This window comes from Citrobacter sp. Cb004 (genome assembly GCF_030337065.1).
In the GTDB taxonomy this organism is placed as follows: Bacteria; Pseudomonadota; Gammaproteobacteria; order Enterobacterales; family Enterobacteriaceae; genus Citrobacter; species Citrobacter braakii.
In genome coordinates this window covers 1-17,124 of the sequence record NZ_JAOWCH010000048.1, presented here as the reverse complement: position 1 = coordinate 17,124, position 17,124 = coordinate 1, and the positions used below count along the sequence as shown (strand labels likewise).

The window sequence follows — 17,124 nt, the reverse complement described above, 5'->3', positions numbered from 1 at the left end:
ATCAGGCACCTATCTTTTTGATCGTCAGAGGGATTTCCGCGTGATCGTCATAACGTGCGGTACAGGCGGCGACGTCATTGGTTCCCGCTTTGCAGGTAATTTCCGGCATCGGATAACGTGACCCGTCCGTACAACGGGCATTCCCGCGACTCTTAATCATTAATTCACCTGACTGATGCAAACCGGAGAAAATCTCGGCACGACAAACAATATTGTCGCCATGAACCACGCGCGCCGTGCCTTTATTGGCCTGGATCTGATAGCGCAGCGACGGCGCTTTACCGCTAACCGGATCTTTAACATCAACCATTACGCGCCAGTTACCGTTGAGAAAACGCGTCGTTCCTGCCTTCATCTGGTTGGCATCCATCACCAGCGCATCTTTCGGAATCGCGGCGATCACGACCGGTCCTTCGACAGGTTTTTCTTTTTTCGCAGCCGGAACCACTTCAGCCCGATGCAACGGCAGTGCAGATGTCAGTTCTGGCAGCGGTGCCATATCTGCCTTAGCGACGTCTCTTGGGGGAACAGCGGGTACGGGCTGGGAGGGCTGTTGCTTCCACAACAGCGGCCCAACCATGGCTGCAATGATCACCGCGGCAACGGGCAGGCTCCACAGCGGCAGGCGGCGTGCGGGTTTCTTCTGTGCGAGCGGCGGCGAGACTTCCGGTTCGTTAACAACGACCGGGGGTTGTGGTTCAGGTTCAGCCGGTTTAGGTAGCTCAACCACTGGAGTCAACAAAGGCGCCTCGGCCTCGGCGAAGGTGATTTGGGCAGTGATTTCCTCTTCCGGCTCAGGCTCTGCTACGGTGACGACCGGAGGAATATCGGCAAGGCGCAGGCAATCGAGCACATCGTCGCGAGGATTTTCATTCAGATTGACGAAACCCCAGAACGTAATAACGGGTTTACCTTCAACCAGAAACACGTGATTCTCACCAGGAAACTGGATGGCTTTTTCCAGCAGTGAGCCAAACAGTTGCAGGGAGGTTTTACCCGATTGCAGACTTTTACGGCTCAGCGCCGCCGCATTTTCCAGCGTGCTCCCCAGATAGCGCAGCGCACGAAAACGGGCCTCTTCATCAGCGGCTTTCCATGCAACGGCTTTCCCTTCAATCGGCGAATACCAGTCAACGCGATCGCCGTTGTCGTTAATTTGTGGGATCGCCAGACAATCCACCATCGCCTGCTGTTTACGCAGGCGAAGCGTTTCACGAATTTGCAATGCTGAATCAAACACGGCCTGACCACCGCCGCCCACGGCCTGATAGTCATCCAAATTGCCGCTGCGCAAGAGAGTTTTTGCCACGTTGTTACCCCTTAGACTTCTTCACGTATCTACTTTACGTTTTATAAAAACGAGCAAACGGTGGAAGAGAGGCAAAAAGGGGCGAATTTTCATGGCATAGAGTGCCGGGAAAAATCTTGACGTTTTGAAAAAGACTTAAGGGAAATTAATTCGCTTAGGGTGATGAATTATTCAGCAAAATACACCGGATTAGAATAACCTGATAGTGATTTGTTATTGGTCAGTTTTTGTCAGCTATGCTCTGATATCCCGGTTAATAATAAAATAAGAAGGCTTATAACCATGATTGCAAGGAAAACGTTACTCGCGCTGGCGCTCAGCGCCGTCTTACCATCAGGCGCGGCGTTCGCGGCCAATACTGACACTCTCATTTACTGCTCAGAAGCGTCGCCAGAGTCATTTAACCCGCAAATCGCCAGTTCCGGTCCATCGTTTGTGGCCAGCTCACAGGTGCTCTACAACCGACTCATCAACTTTGATCCGGTAAAAAATACGCCAGTTCCGTCTCTGGCAACGGACTGGACGATTTCGCCGGACGGTAAGACCTACACTTTTACCCTGCGTCAGGGCGTGAAATTCAACAGTAATAAATTCTTCAAACCAACCCGCGACTTCAACGCTGATGACGTGGTTTTCTCGGTATTACGACAGAAAGATGCCGATCATCCGTACCACAAAATTTCTCAGGGAAGCTACGAATACTTCAACGATGTCGGTCTGGATAAACTGATTAAAGAAGTGAAGAAGGTCGATGATTATCACGTTCAGTTTATCCTTAATGAACCTAACGCCGCGTTTCTTGCCGACTGGGGAATGGATTTTGCCTCCATCCTCTCTGCGGAATATGCCGACGTGATGCTGAAAAAAGGCACTCCGGAAAACGTCGATAACTGGCCAATTGGCACCGGGCCATACGTGTTGCAGCAGTACAAGCAGGATTCGCAAATCCGCTATCTCGCCAACCCGAACTACTGGGACGGCGCCGTCCCCACGAAGCACCTGATCTTCTCAATCACGCCAAACGTACAGACCCGATTGGCGAAACTGCAAACCAATGAATGCCAGATAATTCCGGCGCCTGCGCCCGTACAGTTTGACGAGATTAAGAAGAATAAAGATTTGACGCTGCATTCGGTTGAAGCGCTGAACGTCGGCTATCTGGCGTTTAATACCGAGAAAAAACCGTTTGATAACGTGCTGGTGCGTCAGGCGCTTAACTACGCGACAGACAAAAAGGCCATTATTAACGCCGTCTCTTTAGGTTCCGGTACGGTGGCAAAATCGCCAATTCCGCCGAATATGTTGGGGTTCAATAAAGATCTGCAGGATTACGCTTACGACCCGCAAAAAGCGAAAGATCTGCTGAAACAGGCGGGACTGGAAAACGGCTTTGAAGCGACGCTGTGGTCAATGCCGGTTCAGCGCCCATACAACCCGAACTCCCGACGGATTGCCGAGATGATCCAAAGCGACTGGGCGAAGGTTGGCGTGAAGGCGAAAATTGTGTCGTACGAGTGGGGCGAATATCTCTCCGGAATGCGTAAAGGTGAGCATGACACCGCGTTGTTCGGTTGGATGTCAGACAACGGCGATCCGGATAACTTCGCCGATGTACTGCTGGGCTGTGACAGCATTAAAACCGGATCTAACGCCGCGCGCTGGTGCGATAAAGAGTATAATTCGCTGGTTCAAAAGGCGAAACTGGTGAGTAAACCGGAAGAACGCGCCGCGCTTTACCAGCAGTCGCAAGAGATTTTCTACCAGCAGGCTCCGTGGATTGCGTTGGCAAACGGGAAAACGTTTTACGCGACGCGCAGCAACGTCAGCGGATACAGCGTTAGCCTGATGGGCAGCGATTTTTCAAAAGCAAAATTAAATTAATGAGTTAAGGAGAGGTTATGTCGCATCTGGATGAGGTCAGCGCACGTGTTGATGCCGCCATTGAAGAGAGCGTCATTACGCATATGAATGAATTGCTGATTGAACTCAGCGATGATGTCGTGCTGAGCCGGGAAGAACGTTACACCCAGCAACAGCGTTTGCGTACGGCTATCGCACATCATGGCCGTCAGCATAAAGAGGATATGGAAACCCGTCGCGAACAGTTGACCAAAGGCGGCACAATCCTTTAATTCGTTGTTGTCAGATGGCGAAGTAACACCTTATCCGGCCTGCATGTTCAGGCCGGATAAGCGCAATTAAAACGAACGTCTCGCCACCAGCCAGGCCCCAACAACCAGCAGCACCGCGCCGCAGACTGGCCCCACCAACGCCCGCAGCGGTACGCCATGACTGCGGAGAATATCCAGCACCAGTCCGCCGATTAACTGGCTGGCCACCAGCACCGCGATAGTGGTTGCTGCACCCACATTTTGGTATCCACTGATGCTGGCAAAAACAAAGAACGATCCCAGCAAGCCAGGGATTAGCGTCCACCAGCGCACGCTGGAAACCAGTTCCCCAAACCCCGCCATACCTTGCTTAAACCACAGTATGCTGACAAACAGCACGATCCCGACCAGCGAGTTAAGTAACATGGCGATGAGGATCGTCGAGGACGTCTGCGTGATGCGTACCATCAAGGTATTTTGCACCACCAGACCAATACCTGCGGCAATCAGAAAGGAGAGGGTTAGCGTCTGGTTCATCTGCTGGCATCCGGTTCGCGGCGATCGTCTAACTGCAACTGCATAAAAGTCAGATCCAGCCAGCGCCCAAATTTCGTGCCAACCTGTGGCATTTGCGCGGTGGTTTTAAAACCCAGCGTGCTGTGCAGATGCAGCGACGCCTGATTCTGAGACTCAATGCCCGCAACCATCACATGCTTGCCGCACGCGCGGGCTTCTTCTATTAACCTGCTGAGCAGCGCTCGTCCCAGGCCTTTACCCTGATGAGCAGGATGGACATACACCGAATGTTCAACGGTATGACGGAATCCATCAAAGTTACGCCAGTCGCCAAAGGAGGCGTACCCTGTAATCACGCCATTCTCTTCACTCACCAGCACCGGATAGCCCATCAACTGGCGGGCTTGATACCATGAGATACGGTTTTCGGCATCGACCGTTTGATCGTTCCAGATAGCCGCCGTATGCAGTACCGCGTGGTTGTAGATTTCTGCAATGGCGGCACAATCTTCTTTGCTGGCAAATCGAATGGACATGTTGAACCTCAGGGATTGTTCACTATAGTATTACAATATGAATACTATTGAAGACAGCATAAATCAACGGATCGGTGCAAGAATTCGCATTGAGCGGGAGTCTCGCGGCTGGTCTCTGACGGAACTCGCTGAACGCGCAGGCGTGTCGCGGGCGATGATCCATAAAATAGAGCGCGGTGAGAGCAGCCCAACGGCCACGCTGCTGGGCAGGCTCTCCGGTGCCTTTGGTATCAGCATGTCTATGCTGATGGCGCGGGCCGAAATGCAGGAGGGCAAGCTGCTGCGCTTCGCTGATCAGCCGGTCTGGCACGACCCGCAAAGCCACTATCTGCGCCGCCACGTTTCACCGCGCAGCGATCTGCCTATTGATCTGGTGCAGATAGAATTGCCCGCCGGAAGCGATATCCCGATGCCAGCCTCTTCCTACGTGCAGGCAAGACAACTTATCTGGCTACAGCAGGGGGAATTGGTCTTTGTGGAAGGGGGCGTGCGTCATGAAATGCGGGCTGGCGATTGCCTGGAGCTTGGCCCGCCGAATGATTGTCGGTTTATCAATGAAACCGCACAACCCTGCGTTTACCTGGTTGTGCGGTTAAATCATGTCGTCAGCTAACTGGCGGACACAGGCTGCTACTATTGATGGAATCATGCCAAAAGCAGAGGAGCACATCATGGGTCAACAGACTAATCGCAATCGCCGCTGGGTACTGGCTTCCCGCCCGCATGGCGCGCCGGTCCCGGAAAACTTCCGTCTTGAAGAGGATGAGGTGGCAACGCCGGGTGAAGGCCAGGTTTTACTGCGCACCATTTTTCTTTCCCTCGATCCCTACATGCGTGGACGCATGAGCGATGAGCCGTCTTATTCCCCGCCGGTAGAGATTGGCGGCGTGATGGTTGGCGGGACCGTGAGTCGCGTGGTGTCCTCCAACCATCCTGATTACCAGCCAGGCGAGTGGGTGCTGAGCTACAGCGGCTGGCAGGACTATGACATCTCCGACGGTAACGGGCTGGTGAAGCTTGGCGATAATCCCGAACATCCCTCCTGGGCGCTGGGAGTGATGGGGATGCCAGGATTTACTGCTTATATGGGGCTGCTGGATATCGGTCAGCCAAAAGCGGGGGAAACGCTGGTTGTGGCCGCCGCCACCGGCCCGGTTGGCGCAACGGTAGGGCAGATTGGTAAGCTCAAAGGCTGCCGGGTGATCGGGGTTGCAGGCGGGGCAGAGAAATGCCGACATGCCACCGAGGTTTTAGGCTTTGATCTCTGCCTCGATCACCATGCACAAGATTTTGCGCAACAGCTGGCAAAAGCCTGTCCGCAGGGGATCGATATTTACTACGAAAACGTCGGCGGCAAGGTATTTGACGCCGTTCTGCCATTACTCAATACCTCTGCGCGCATTCCGCTGTGCGGACTGGTCAGCGGTTACAACGCCACATCGCTTCCAGGCGGACCCGATAGATTACCTTTGCTGATGGCAACGCTGCTGAAAAAGCGTATCCGGATGCAGGGCTTTATCATTGGTCAGGATTATGGTCACCGCATTCAGGAGTTTCAGCGGGAGATGGGGCGCTGGGTTAAAGAGGGCAAAATCCATTACCGCGAGCAAATCACCGACGGTCTGGAAAATGCGCCGCAGACCTTTATCGGCCTGCTGACGGGCAAAAACTTCGGTAAAGTGGTGATTCGTCTTGCAGACGATGCGTAAAACGGATGGCGGGAGTCATTCCCGCCAGTGTTACTCAAAACGCCAGGCCAGATTAATCCCTACGCCATAGTTTCGTCCTGGCGCCGGTTCGTAATATCGACCATTTGCCTCATTCACTATCACCGAACCGACGTAGGACTTATCAAACAGATTATCCACCCGACCGAACAGGTCGATCATCAGACTGCGGTAATAAAATTTATAGCCGGTATTTAAACCCACTACGGTATAGGACGGGGCTTGCGCCGTATTTTCATCATTGGCCATAATGTTGCTCATATAACGAACATCAGTTCCCGCATACCAACCTTCATCAGGCACGTAGCCCAGCGAAGCAAATCCCATGTTTTGCGCAATGCCAGGCAGGCGGTTGCCGTTGCAGTTTTGATCGCCACAGACGTTGCTGCGGTAGGTCGCATCCAGCCAGGTCCATGCAGCTTTTACGCGCCAGCTTGCGGCAAAGCGTTGGTCCCAGGATAACTCACCTCCCTGACGGCGGGTTTTTCCAGCGTTTTTGTAGGTTGTCCGCCCGCCGCTACTGCTGTCAACCACGATCTCGTCATCGGTATCGGTCTGGAATAGCGCTGCGGTGAACAGCCCATCGCCGATACGCGTTTTACTGCCGATTTCCACGGTATCGTTTGTGGAAGGCTGTAGGTCAAAATTCATCCCACTTTGGCCGTCGGAGCGGTAAGACAACTCGTTGATGGTGGGCGTTTCGAACCCGCGTCCTGCGGCCAGGTAGACGTTCCAGGCATCGGTGATGGCGTATTTTAACGATCCAGCAGGTAACCACTGGTGATAGCTGGCGTCACCGCTGTCATCTGCGTTACCAGGCGTAATATAGCGATCGTTAGAATCAAACCACACCGAACTGTAGCGAACCCCGGCATCCAGCGAGAGTTTCTGCGTTAATTGCCACTGGGTTTGCAGATAGGGATCGACATTCCACATCAGGTTACGTTCGTTACGTCGTAAGTCGCCTTTCTGACCATATTCTGGCACGCTATCATCAAGGCGAAAGTTGTTGTAGCCTTTACGGTTTTCGCTCATGTTTTCGTAATTCAGACCGGTGGTGAAGGTCACGGGTACGCCCAGCTCGCCACGGTGAGTCCAGCGGTTGTCTATCCCCTGATAATGACGTTGCAGGGTAATAACGCCTCCGGCATGAGAGGGTTTTAACTGCGGGGCCATCGGGATCGACTGATACTGAGTGGTTTCACGCTCGCCCGCATAAGTCATGATGCTGATATCATCCTTCGCGCTAAGCTGGCGTTCATAGCGCAACCCCGCCTGGGTCTGCTTGATGGTTTTTCGCGTGTTGTATTGCTCAGCGCGGGGAGATTGCTGCGGATTGGCCTGCCACTCCGACTCGGTAAGACCACCAGGATCGTCAGCTTTACTCTCTACGCTATTGAAAATCAGGGTTAGTTTGCTCGTATCGTCCATGCGCACGCCCAGTTTGGCATTGGCCAGATTTTTTTTGGCGCTGCTGCGATCGCGATAACCATGGGTGGTAAACCGGGTTGTTGAAACGGTGTAATCCACATCCCCTCGCTGTGTGCCATCGCCCAGTGCGCCCGTTGCTTTTAACCCGTAGCGCCAACTGCCAAAACTGCCGTAATAACTGCTGGCTTCAATGGTTGGCGGCTCATGTCCCGTTTCAGTACTGACATTCATCACTCCACCAGACGCATTGCCATACAGAGCAGAGAAGGGGCCGCGTAAAACCTCAATATTTTGTACGCTGCTGATATCAATGTTGGATGTTTGACCCTGCCCATCCGGCATGGTTGCCGGGATCCCGTCGACATACAAACGAATGCCGCGGATGCCATAAGTGGTTCGCGAACCAAATCCGCGAATCGACAACTGGAGATCCTGGGCGTAGTTCTGCCGATTTTGCACCTGTAGCCCAGGGACGCTGGTCAGGGATTCAGACAGGTTAATTCGCGGCGTTGCCAGACGCATATCTTCTCCGTCAACGACGCTGACGGCGGCAGGGGTGTCCAGTTCAGAAACGGACTGTGGTGTCGCGCTAACGATCAGCGTTTGATCGTTTATCTCACTTTCTGCCACGGCATAAGGCGAGAGGAAGACAGGCAGTAAAGAAACAGGAAGTGCAGTGTAGCGGGATGCAAAAATCGTCATGAACAAGGCCAGTTAATGATGCTTACGCCGTAACACCGGCGATAAGCGCGTGAATTCTTTTATAAAAGATGAATTTCAGCGCTGCTGAATTGCGCTAGTTTTTCGGGCAATGACAACGATTGTAGTCAATATGTGAAGAAGTGCTCCACTTTGAGATGAATAATGATTACTATTCTCATTCTTAAAAAAGGCAAGACCATGATTTTGCTCATTGAAGCTATGTGAAGCAGTAACAAACGAATTTATCAAAGGGAGTCGTCATGTCTTTACGTCATCTGTTTTCGCCGCGTCTGCGTGGTTCTTTACTGTTAGGTTCACTGCTCGTTGCATCATCTTTTACTACGCAGGCTGCAGAAGAACTGCTGCGCAAAGCCGTGGGCAAAGGCGCCTATGAAATGGCATACAGTCAGCAAGAGAACGCGCTGTGGCTGGCGACCTCGCAGAGCCGCAAACTGGATACCGGCGGGGTGGTTTACCGTCTTGACCCGGTCACCCTCGAAGTGACTCAGGTTATTCATAACGATCTCAAACCGTTTGGCGCCACCATCAACAACGCCACGCAAACGCTGTGGTTCGGCAACACGGTAAACAGCGCGGTGACGGCAATGGATGCTAAAACGGGCGCGGTGAAAGGACGTCTGGTGCTGGATGCGCGTAAGCGTTCTGAAGACGTTCGTCCACTGCAGCCGCGTGAGCTGGTCGCCGATGACGCCACCAACACGGTATACATTAGCGGTATTGGTAAAGAGAGCGTGATTTGGGTGGTGGACGGTGATGCCATTAAATTGAAGGACACCATTCAAAATACCGGCAAAATGAGCACCGCTCTGGCTGTCGACAGCAAGGCTAAACGCCTGTACACCGCCAATGCGGACGGTGAATTCATCACCATCGATACCACCACCAATAAAATTCTCAGCCGTAAAAAGCTGCTGGATGATGGAAAAGAGCATTTCTTCATCAACCTGAGCCTGGACACGGCGGGCAACCGCGCCTTTGTCACCGACTCTAAAGCGGCGGAAGTACTGGTAATCGACACCCGTAATGGCAACGTCCTGGCAAAAGTCGCCGCGCCGGAATCCCTGGCCGTGCTGTTTAACCCGGCGCGTAACGAGGCCTACGTGACCCATCGTCAGGCCGGCAAAGTGAGCGTGATCGACGCGAAAAGCTATAAAGTCGTTAAAACGTTCGAGACCCCAACATTCCCGAATAGCCTGGCGCTCTCCGCCGACGGTAAAACCCTGTACGTGAGCGTGAAACAGAAGTCCACCCGCGAGCAGGAAGCCACCCAGCCGGACGATGTTATTCGTATTGCGCTGTAATTAACCGGAGGGGGAAACCCCTCCTGTCACTTCTCTAAATTCCCCGATACGCCTCGTTACACCCCGCCAGTAGCCTGACCCACTTTAGGGACTTACACTACGCCCTCAACGGCTAACTGAATAACACGGGAATACCATGAAAAAGCCATTTATCTGTCTTTGTGCAGGCGTAATGCTGTTTACATTGGCAGGATGCACCACCGATTACGTCATGACGACCAAAAGCGGACAAACCATCACCACCCAGGGTAAGCCAAAACTGGATAAAGACACGGGAATGACCAGCTATACCGATCAGGATGGGAATGCGCGGGAAATTAACAGCAACGACGTAGCGCAGTTGATTGAAGCGAACTAAAAAAGAAGGCCTGAAGGATTAACCTGTCAGGCCTTCTGCCGTTATGGCGCGGTGCGGTGGATCTCTGCAACGCGTTTACGCACGCCGAACCAGCCCGCGACCAGCAGGATGGCAATCAGCGGTAATGACGCGATGGTATAGGTGCCGTTTGGATAGTCAAACGCCATCAATACCAGTACGCTCAGCAGGAACAGCAGCGTTAACCACGAGGTAAACGGTGCGCCCGGCAGTTTAAAGCTGACGTCTGCCGTTTTACCTTCTTTTATGGCCCGGCGCAGACGCATCTGACAGACCATGATAAACCCCCACGACGCAATAATGCCCAGTGACGCGAAGTTCAACACGATCTCAAACACCTGTGACGGCACCAGATAGTTCAGGAATACCCCGACGACATACACGACCAGCGTGGCGAGGATCCCGGCCCAGGGCACCTGTTGACGGCTCATTTTAGCCATGAATTTCGGTGCCGAACCGCCCATCGACATGGAACGTAAAATACGTCCGGTGCAGTACAACCCTGAGTTAAGGCTGGAAAGCGCCGCGGTGAGCACCACAATATTCATGATACTGCCAATGTACGGCACGCCCAGTTTGGAAAAGAAGGTCACAAACGGGCTTTGCCCCGCCTGATAGGCGTTCCAGGGCAGTAGCAGAACCAGCAGCACGACAGAACCCACATAGAACAGACCAATACGCCAGATAACGCTATTGATTGCTTTCGGCACCATCGTTTGCGGATCTTTGCACTCACCGGCGGCGGTACCCACCAGTTCAATAGAGGCAAAGGCGAAAACCACACCCTGTACCAGTACCAGCGCAGGTAACAGGCCATGCGGGAAGAAGCCGCCGTTGTCGGTAATCAGGTGAAAACCCGTGGCGTTACCATCCAGCGGCTTTCCGGTACCTAAAAAAACGGTACCCACCACCAGGAAGATCACAATTGCCAGTACCTTAACCAGCGCAAACCAAAACTCCATCTCCGCGAACCATTTCACGCCGATCATGTTCATGGTACCGACAATAGCCAGCGCGCCGAGGGCGAACACCCACTGCGGCACGTCGCCAAACGCGCCCCAGTAGTGCATATACAACGCCACCGCGGTGATATCGACAATGCCGGTCATCGCCCAGTTGATGAAGTACATCCAGCCAGCCACATAGGCGGCTTTCTCACCTAAAAATTCACGGGCGTAGGAAACGAAGCTACCGCTGGAAGGGCGATGTAAAACCAGTTCGCCGAGCGCGCGCAGTATAAAGAACGAAAAAATACCGCATACCAGATAGACCAGCGCCAAAGCCGGGCCGGCCATCTGCAGGCGTGCGCCTGCCCCTAAAAACAACCCGGTACCAATTGCGCCGCCAATGGCGATCATTTGTACCTGTCGATTGCCCATCGCTTTGTGATACCCCTCTTCGTGAGCATTCAACCAGCGTCGTTTCGCCGCATGCTGTTCCGCGGCTTGCGTGTTGTTTGTGTTCATTACGATTCCTGTTGACCTGACAAAAATACAACATCCTTTTTGCCGCACCTGCTGCGGCGAAAACAGCCTTACCCTTCATTGTGTTACGGGGGAAAACTGCCGGCCGAGCATCCTACATTCAATTGATTGGTTCCGCAAAGCCCCGGTAACAAGAATTCAGCATTTTTATGCAGCCGGTACTGGCGCGGTGTGGCCTCGATTCAGCCAATAAAAGAGAAGGGCGTTTATACCTGTAGAGGAGTGCGCTTATCGAGACATTCACCCAATAAGCGCCGTAACGTTATGCCGATACGCCAAAGACCTGAACGGCCTGCTGTAAGCGTGATGAACGCTGGGTCAGATCGGCGGTGGCGTCGGTGACGCGCTCCACCATCTCGGCATTATTGTGTGTCATGGTGCCAACGCGTGAAATTGAATCGTTAATCAGATCCAAAGCCTGGGTTTGCTCACGCGTGGCCAGACTAATGTCTTTGATCATCATCGACATCTGCAGTACATCCCCAATCATCCCGGTGAGATGCGTTTCTGTTTGCTCCACCATTTTGACGCCGCTATTAACATTGGCGACGTTCTTCTCAATAAGCTGTTTGATCTCTTTTGCCGCAGACGCCGAGTGTTGGGCCAGATTGCGGACTTCTGCCGCGACAACGGCGAAGCCACGCCCGGATTCCCCGGCTCGTGCGGCTTCAACCGCGGCATTGAGCGCCAGAATATTGGTCTGGAAGGCGATGCTGTCGATCACGCCAATGATGTCAACGATCTGCCCGTTGTCACGCGATATCGCCTGCATCATGGCGATAGTTTGTTTCATGATATCGCCGCCTTCTGCAGCGTTGGCGCTGGTTTTATCGGCCATGGTCATGGTATGTGCCGCCGTCTCAGCGGTTTGTTGTACCGCGCTACCAATTTCTTCAATGGCCGCAGCGGTTTGTTGCAGGTCGGCAGAGGTTTCTTCTGAACGCTGGTGCAGCGCCGTACCTTCTTTTGACACCCGCTGACTGATAGCGCGAATACCGGAAATTTGCGTACTGACGTCATCGACCAGAGAATTCAGATTAAGCACGGACTGATTAACCAGTCGCATTAGCATTCCGATCTCATCCACCCGATTTAAATGACAGTTATCAGGTTTACGTCCGGACACCACTTTCTTCATTTGCGTCAGGAGCGTATTAACTGGCTGACAAATTTGATACTTAAGGTAAATAGCCAGCGCCAGAAATAACACCAGCAAGCCACCCGACTGAATAAAGGGATTAAACGGGGCGAAGATAAATAACAAAGCGAGCAGGGCCGTCACCCCTAAAGAATAATTGACGCGCTGGCTGATATTCAGCCATTTAAACATGGAAGTCCATGCCAATAAGCCGCGACGAATGATAATCCCTTTAAAAAGTCGAAAGCCTTTAAACTGCTGACTATTCATTTTTTGGTATAAACTTTCGCTGTGAGTTATTTCATCACGCGAAGGAACGGTACGCACCGAGATGTAACCGGTGAGTTTTTCATTGTGCCAGACCGGCGTAACGTTGGCGCGAACCCAGTAATGGTCACCATTTTGGCGGCGGTTTTTCACCATACCCGTCCAGCTGTCTCCCTGCTGTAGCGTGTACCACATATCGGCGAATGCAGCGGGAGGCATGTCAGGATGGCGAATAATATTATGCGCTTCGCCCATTAATTGATCTTCGTTAAATCCGCTGGCATCGATAAAAGCAGAGTTAGCGTAGGTAATATGACTTTCTTTATCCGTCGTTGAAAGCAGCGTCGCTTTGTCGTTAAGTGCGTGCTCAATTTGTGTAACGGGCATGTTACTTTTCATAGAGGCCCCATAATGATATGTATAATCCATACAAAAATTCCCGCAATAAAATCGGGAGGAATATTAAAAAGCCGTTTTAAACCGTTTTAATAAGAAACGCTGCATTCTCTACTAATCATCATTTCTGTGGAAGTATTTAAATTAAAAAATCTCTGTGGAATATTCATTCAGGGTCATAAAACTGAAACATTTTATACAACCGCATAACGTTTTAAGTCATTTAACCTGACTTAACGTAAATCGCGTTAAAAAACGTTTTCGCAAAAAGAAAACTGGCATGAAATGATTTGGATGTTATTCCCGTGAGACCAACGACCCTATTATATTTTGTAGGCCATACATTCCGCGTGTTTTCAGTTTCGTGTTCCGACCAGTACAAGGCGATCCGAATTTTAACCCTGACAGCGTCAGGGCTGGTTATCTACTTTTTAGCTGAGCAAATGTGAATTAAATGTTTCTGCATGGTTATCTGATAATTTAATAATAATGACATGTTAACAAGCATAGGCCCGTAACATGTCATATCGCCTGAGTATTCTGGATAAAAGCCCCCTCGGGGAAGGTGAAACCGCCGCGATGGCGCTTGCCCGGACGTTACGTCTGGCGCAGCAGGCAGAAGAGTGGGGATACCATCGTTTCTGGATCGCGGAACACCATAATACGCCACAGCTGGCCAGCCCATCACCGGAGCTGGTGATTGCCTGGATCCTCGGGCAAACCCAGCGTATTCGCGTTGGCTCCGGTGGCGTGATGCTGCAACATTACAGCCCGTACAAAGTGGCGGAAAACTTCAATCTTCTGGCCTCGCTGGCACCCGGGCGTGTCGATCTCGGCGTAGGGAAAGCCCCTGGCGGCTTACCACTGTCGACTCGGGCACTACAGCAAGGAGTGCATCAGGATGAAAAAGGCAGTTTTGCCGACCAACTTTCCCAGCTTAACGACTGGCTGACGCTGAGCGGCACGGAAAGCGGGGAAACAGTATTTCCGACGCCAATCCCACCGATACCGCCGGAAGGATTTGTCCTGGGAGCCAGTGTGCAAAGCGCACAGTTAGCAGCGCAATTCAATTGGCATTTTATCTTCGCGGCACACCTCAACGGTGACCGCGCGTTATTGCGTGACGTTTTGTCCTTCTGGCAGACCCACAGCGCACGTCCGACGATAGTTGCCGTCCAGGTGATTGTGGCTGACAGTAACGATACCGCCGCGCAGCTTGCGGAAAACGTGCAAATCTGGGGCGTGGAGCTGGAGAATGGTCAACGTGTCACGGTAGCCAGCGAAGAGCAGGCGCTGGCATTCGCCGCGCAGGCCGGCAGTCCGCCATGCAAAATCGCGCGTCGTGAGCAGGCGTTGTTACACGGCACGGCTCAGGAGGTGATGGCAAAGCTGAATGCCCTGCATACGCAATTTGGCATTGAGGAGTTCATTATCGACACGCCAGTGGCGGAAGGTCACGCGCGTCTGACATCGCTGCGGTTGTTGGCGCAAGCCCATAACGCCGTGGAGGTGCTCTGATGACTCTGGCCTCAACGCTTATCAACTGGCGTCGTGAATTACACCAGCACCCGGAACTTTCCCTGCAAGAGTCGGCAACGACGGCGCGCATTCACGCCTGGCTGCACGCAGCGGACGTCGAGATTTTGCCGTTCGACCTGAAAACCGGTCTGGTCGCGGAAATCGGGCAGGGAGAAGATGTCATCGCGCTGCGAGCGGATATCGATGCGCTACCGATAGAAGAAAGCGCCGATGTGCCGTTTCGCTCCCTCACTCCGGGAGTGATGCATGCCTGCGGGCATGACGTCCACACCAGCGTCATGCTGGGCGCCGCGCTGCTGCTTAAACAACAGGAAACACACTTACCGGGGCGCGTACGTATATTGTTTCAGCCCGCTGAAGAGAGTTTCGGTGGCGCAAAAACGCTGATCCGCGCCGGTGCGCTGCACAACGTTGCGGCTATTTTTGGCATGCACAATGAGCCAGGTTTACCAGTGGGGGAATTTGCCACACGCGGCGGCGCGTTCTATGCCAACGTCGATCGCTTCGTGCTGCGTATTAATGGCAAGGGCGCACATGCGGCGCGTCCGCATGAAGGCAGAGATGCCATCCTGCTCGCCAGCCAACTGGTCACGGTGTTGCAAAGCGTTGCCAGTCGCGACGTTAACACACTGGATTCAGTGGTGCTTAGCGTGACCCGTATTCAGGGAGGAAATACATGGAACGTGTTGCCAGAATCCGTTGAGCTGGAAGGGACGCTCAGAACGCACCGGACTTCGGTGCAGCAGCAGGTTAAAGCACGGGTTAATGACATCGCCGCCGGTTTTGCCCACGCCTTTGGCGCACAAATCGACGTTATCTGGCATGCGGGGCCGACCGCGTTGGTAAACGATGCTCGTTGGGCCGATATCGCCACCGCCGTGGCGAAACAATCAGGCTACACCACCCACCATGCCGACCTGCATATGGGCGGCGAGGATTTTGCTGTCTATCTGCAAAATACGCCTGGCGCATTTGTCAGTATTGGCAGCGCCAGTGAATACGGATTACATCACCCGGGCTTTAATCCGGACGAACGTTTAATTGAACCTGCCGCGCATTACTTTGCACAGCTAGGGAAGGTGCGAACAAGTTCCTGATATGAGATCATCATATTCATCCGGAGCGCATCCCAGAGGGACATCATGAGCCATCAACTCACCTTCGCCGATAGTGAATTCAGCACTAAGCGCCGTCAGACCCGAAAAGAGATTTTCCTCTCCCGCATGGAGCAGATTCTGCCATGGCAGAATATGACCGCTGTCATCGAGCCGTTTTATCCCAAGGCGGGCAATGGCCGACGGCCCTATCCGCTGGAGACCATGCTGCGTATTCACTGCATGCAGCATTGGTACAACCTGAGCGACGGTGCCATGGAAGATGCCCTGTACGAAATCGCCTCCATGCGCCTGTTTGCCCGATTATCCCTGGATAGCGCCCTGCCGGATCGCACCACCATCATGAATTTCCGCCACCTGCTCGAGCAGCATCAACTGGCACGTCAATTGTTCAAGACCATCAATCGCTGGCTGGCCGAAGCAGGCGTCATGATGACCCAAGGCACTTTGGTGGATGCCACCATCATTGAGGCCCCCAGCTCTACCAAGAACAAAGAGCAGCAACGCGATCCGGAGATGCATCAGACCAAGAAAGGCAATCAGTGGCACTTTGGCATGAAGGCCCACATTGGTGTCGATGCCAAGAGTGGCCTGACCCACAGCCTAGTCACCACCGCGGCCAACGAGCATGACCTCAATCAGCTGGGTAATCTGCTTCATGGAGAGGAGCAATTTGTCTCAGCCGATGCCGGCTACCAAGGAGCGCCACAGCGCGAGGAGCTGGCCGAGGTGGATGTGGACTGGCTGATCGCCGAGCGTCCCGGCAAGGTAAAAACCTTGAAGCAGCATCCGCGCAAGAACAAAACGGCCATCAACATCGAATACATGAAAGCCAGCATCCGTGCCAGGGTGGAGCACCCGTTTCGCATCATCAAGCGGCAGTTCGGCTTCGTGAAAGCCAGATACAAAGGGCTGCTGAAAAACGATAACCAACTGGCGATGTTATTCACCCTGGCCAACCTGTTTCGGGTGGACCAAATGATACGTCAGTGGGAGAGATCTCAGTAAAAACCGGAAATAACGCCAGAAATGGTGGAAAAAATAGCCTAAATAGGCTGATTCGATGTGTTTGCGGGAAAAAAATCGGCCCAGATCCGCGAAATTTTAATCAGCGAGTCAGCTTGGGAAGAAATGACCTGCTTATTCGCACCTTCC

Annotated in this window: 15 protein-coding genes; 9 read left to right on the top strand and 6 right to left on the bottom strand. The window is 52.9% G+C overall.

Annotated features, from left to right (window positions below; all coding sequences use genetic code 11):
- Position 1: 1 nt before the first annotated feature.
- The gene (locus OGV65_RS08055; RefSeq protein WP_181221821.1) at positions 2-1,309 is read right to left on the bottom strand and encodes an SrfA family protein; all 1,308 of its coding nucleotides are present in this window, start codon (positions 1,307-1,309) and stop codon (positions 2-4) included.
- 282 nt (positions 1,310-1,591) lie between these two features.
- Between OGV65_RS08055 and OGV65_RS08050 the strand changes: the two genes are divergently transcribed.
- Both OGV65_RS08050 and OGV65_RS08045 read left to right on the top strand, forming a co-directional pair.
- Positions 1,592-3,190 (top strand): ABC transporter substrate-binding protein, encoded by a 1,599-nt coding sequence (locus tag OGV65_RS08050; RefSeq protein WP_286454822.1) that lies wholly within the window; start codon positions 1,592-1,594, stop codon positions 3,188-3,190.
- A 17-nt stretch (positions 3,191-3,207) separates the two neighbouring features.
- A complete protein-coding gene (locus tag OGV65_RS08045) occupies positions 3,208-3,441 on the top strand; it encodes a YdcY family protein (RefSeq protein ID WP_016153143.1) in 234 nt (77 codons plus the stop codon).
- Between the two features lie 66 nt (positions 3,442-3,507).
- Here the strand turns inward: OGV65_RS08045 and OGV65_RS08040 are convergent, their stop codons facing one another.
- Together OGV65_RS08040 and OGV65_RS08035 are read right to left on the bottom strand one after the other, a co-directional pair.
- Complete coding sequence (locus tag OGV65_RS08040; protein WP_016156572.1) at positions 3,508-3,957, bottom strand: DMT family transporter; 450 nt, start codon at positions 3,955-3,957, stop codon at positions 3,508-3,510.
- Positions 3,954-4,472: a GNAT family N-acetyltransferase gene (locus OGV65_RS08035; RefSeq protein ID WP_016156571.1), complete on the bottom strand. Its 519-nt coding sequence runs from the start codon at positions 4,470-4,472 to the stop codon at positions 3,954-3,956. The genes OGV65_RS08040 and OGV65_RS08035 overlap by 4 nt, the downstream gene beginning before the upstream one ends.
- Positions 4,473-4,509: 37 nt before the next feature.
- Between OGV65_RS08035 and OGV65_RS08030 the strand changes: the two genes are divergently transcribed.
- Positions 4,510-5,085, top strand: coding sequence for a helix-turn-helix domain-containing protein (locus tag OGV65_RS08030; protein ID WP_286454821.1), 576 nt, complete (start codon positions 4,510-4,512; stop codon positions 5,083-5,085).
- 58 nt (positions 5,086-5,143) lie between these two features.
- The gene (curA, locus tag OGV65_RS08025) at positions 5,144-6,181 is read left to right on the top strand and encodes an NADPH-dependent curcumin/dihydrocurcumin reductase (RefSeq protein ID WP_259688572.1); all 1,038 of its coding nucleotides are present in this window, start codon (positions 5,144-5,146) and stop codon (positions 6,179-6,181) included.
- 30 nt (positions 6,182-6,211) lie between these two features.
- On the opposite strand, the gene pqqU is transcribed toward curA, so the two are convergent.
- Positions 6,212-8,332 carry a TonB-dependent receptor PqqU gene (gene pqqU / locus OGV65_RS08020; RefSeq protein ID WP_286454820.1) on the bottom strand — a complete coding sequence of 707 codons (2,121 nt, stop codon included), beginning with the start codon at positions 8,330-8,332 and terminating at the stop codon, positions 6,212-6,214.
- A 260-nt stretch (positions 8,333-8,592) separates the two neighbouring features.
- Between pqqU and yncE the strand changes: the two genes are divergently transcribed.
- Positions 8,593-9,654, top strand: coding sequence for a 7-bladed beta-propeller protein YncE (gene yncE, locus OGV65_RS08015; protein ID WP_016153137.1), 1,062 nt, complete (start codon positions 8,593-8,595; stop codon positions 9,652-9,654).
- A gap of 136 nt (positions 9,655-9,790) precedes the next feature.
- On the top strand, positions 9,791-10,012 hold the full coding sequence (locus tag OGV65_RS08010) for a YgdI/YgdR family lipoprotein (RefSeq protein WP_003020157.1): 222 nt from the start codon (positions 9,791-9,793) through the stop codon (positions 10,010-10,012).
- A gap of 41 nt (positions 10,013-10,053) precedes the next feature.
- Here the strand turns inward: OGV65_RS08010 and ansP are convergent, their stop codons facing one another.
- Positions 10,054-11,496, bottom strand: coding sequence for an L-asparagine permease (gene ansP, locus OGV65_RS08005; protein ID WP_003833088.1), 1,443 nt, complete (start codon positions 11,494-11,496; stop codon positions 10,054-10,056).
- A 280-nt stretch (positions 11,497-11,776) separates the two neighbouring features.
- On the bottom strand, positions 11,777-13,318 hold the full coding sequence (locus OGV65_RS08000; protein ID WP_286454819.1) for a methyl-accepting chemotaxis protein: 1,542 nt from the start codon (positions 13,316-13,318) through the stop codon (positions 11,777-11,779).
- A gap of 516 nt (positions 13,319-13,834) precedes the next feature.
- Here OGV65_RS08000 and OGV65_RS07995 point away from each other — a divergent pair.
- From OGV65_RS07995 to OGV65_RS07985, 3 genes are read left to right on the top strand one after another with little or no spacing between them, the layout of a single operon-like run.
- Positions 13,835-14,833, top strand: coding sequence for an MsnO8 family LLM class oxidoreductase (locus OGV65_RS07995; RefSeq protein WP_286454818.1), 999 nt, complete (start codon positions 13,835-13,837; stop codon positions 14,831-14,833).
- A complete protein-coding gene (locus OGV65_RS07990) occupies positions 14,833-15,951 on the top strand; it encodes an amidohydrolase (RefSeq protein WP_286454817.1) in 1,119 nt (372 codons plus the stop codon). Before OGV65_RS07995 ends, OGV65_RS07990 begins: the two co-directional genes overlap by 1 nt.
- Positions 15,952-15,996: 45 nt before the next feature.
- Positions 15,997-16,977 carry an IS5-like element ISKpn26 family transposase gene (locus OGV65_RS07985; protein ID WP_000019445.1) on the top strand — a complete coding sequence of 327 codons (981 nt, stop codon included), beginning with the start codon at positions 15,997-15,999 and terminating at the stop codon, positions 16,975-16,977.
- Positions 16,978-17,124: the final 147 nt, after the last annotated feature.

Coding starts and splice junctions, on each gene's coding strand:
- OGV65_RS08050 (WP_286454822.1), top strand. CDS start 1,592: ATGATTGCAAGGAAAACGTTACTCGCGCTGGCGCTCAGCGCCGTCTTA.
- OGV65_RS08045 (WP_016153143.1), top strand. CDS start 3,208: ATGTCGCATCTGGATGAGGTCAGCGCACGTGTTGATGCCGCCATTGAA.
- OGV65_RS08040 (WP_016156572.1), bottom strand. CDS start 3,957: ATGAACCAGACGCTAACCCTCTCCTTTCTGATTGCCGCAGGTATTGGT.
- OGV65_RS08035 (WP_016156571.1), bottom strand. CDS start 4,472: ATGTCCATTCGATTTGCCAGCAAAGAAGATTGTGCCGCCATTGCAGAA.
- OGV65_RS08030 (WP_286454821.1), top strand. CDS start 4,510: ATGAATACTATTGAAGACAGCATAAATCAACGGATCGGTGCAAGAATT.
- curA (WP_259688572.1), top strand. CDS start 5,144: ATGGGTCAACAGACTAATCGCAATCGCCGCTGGGTACTGGCTTCCCGC.
- pqqU (WP_286454820.1), bottom strand. CDS start 8,332: ATGACGATTTTTGCATCCCGCTACACTGCACTTCCTGTTTCTTTACTG.
- yncE (WP_016153137.1), top strand. CDS start 8,593: ATGTCTTTACGTCATCTGTTTTCGCCGCGTCTGCGTGGTTCTTTACTG.
- OGV65_RS08010 (WP_003020157.1), top strand. CDS start 9,791: ATGAAAAAGCCATTTATCTGTCTTTGTGCAGGCGTAATGCTGTTTACA.
- ansP (WP_003833088.1), bottom strand. CDS start 11,496: ATGAACACAAACAACACGCAAGCCGCGGAACAGCATGCGGCGAAACGA.
- OGV65_RS08000 (WP_286454819.1), bottom strand. CDS start 13,318: ATGAAAAGTAACATGCCCGTTACACAAATTGAGCACGCACTTAACGAC.
- OGV65_RS07995 (WP_286454818.1), top strand. CDS start 13,835: ATGTCATATCGCCTGAGTATTCTGGATAAAAGCCCCCTCGGGGAAGGT.
- OGV65_RS07990 (WP_286454817.1), top strand. CDS start 14,833: ATGACTCTGGCCTCAACGCTTATCAACTGGCGTCGTGAATTACACCAG.
- OGV65_RS07985 (WP_000019445.1), top strand. CDS start 15,997: ATGAGCCATCAACTCACCTTCGCCGATAGTGAATTCAGCACTAAGCGC.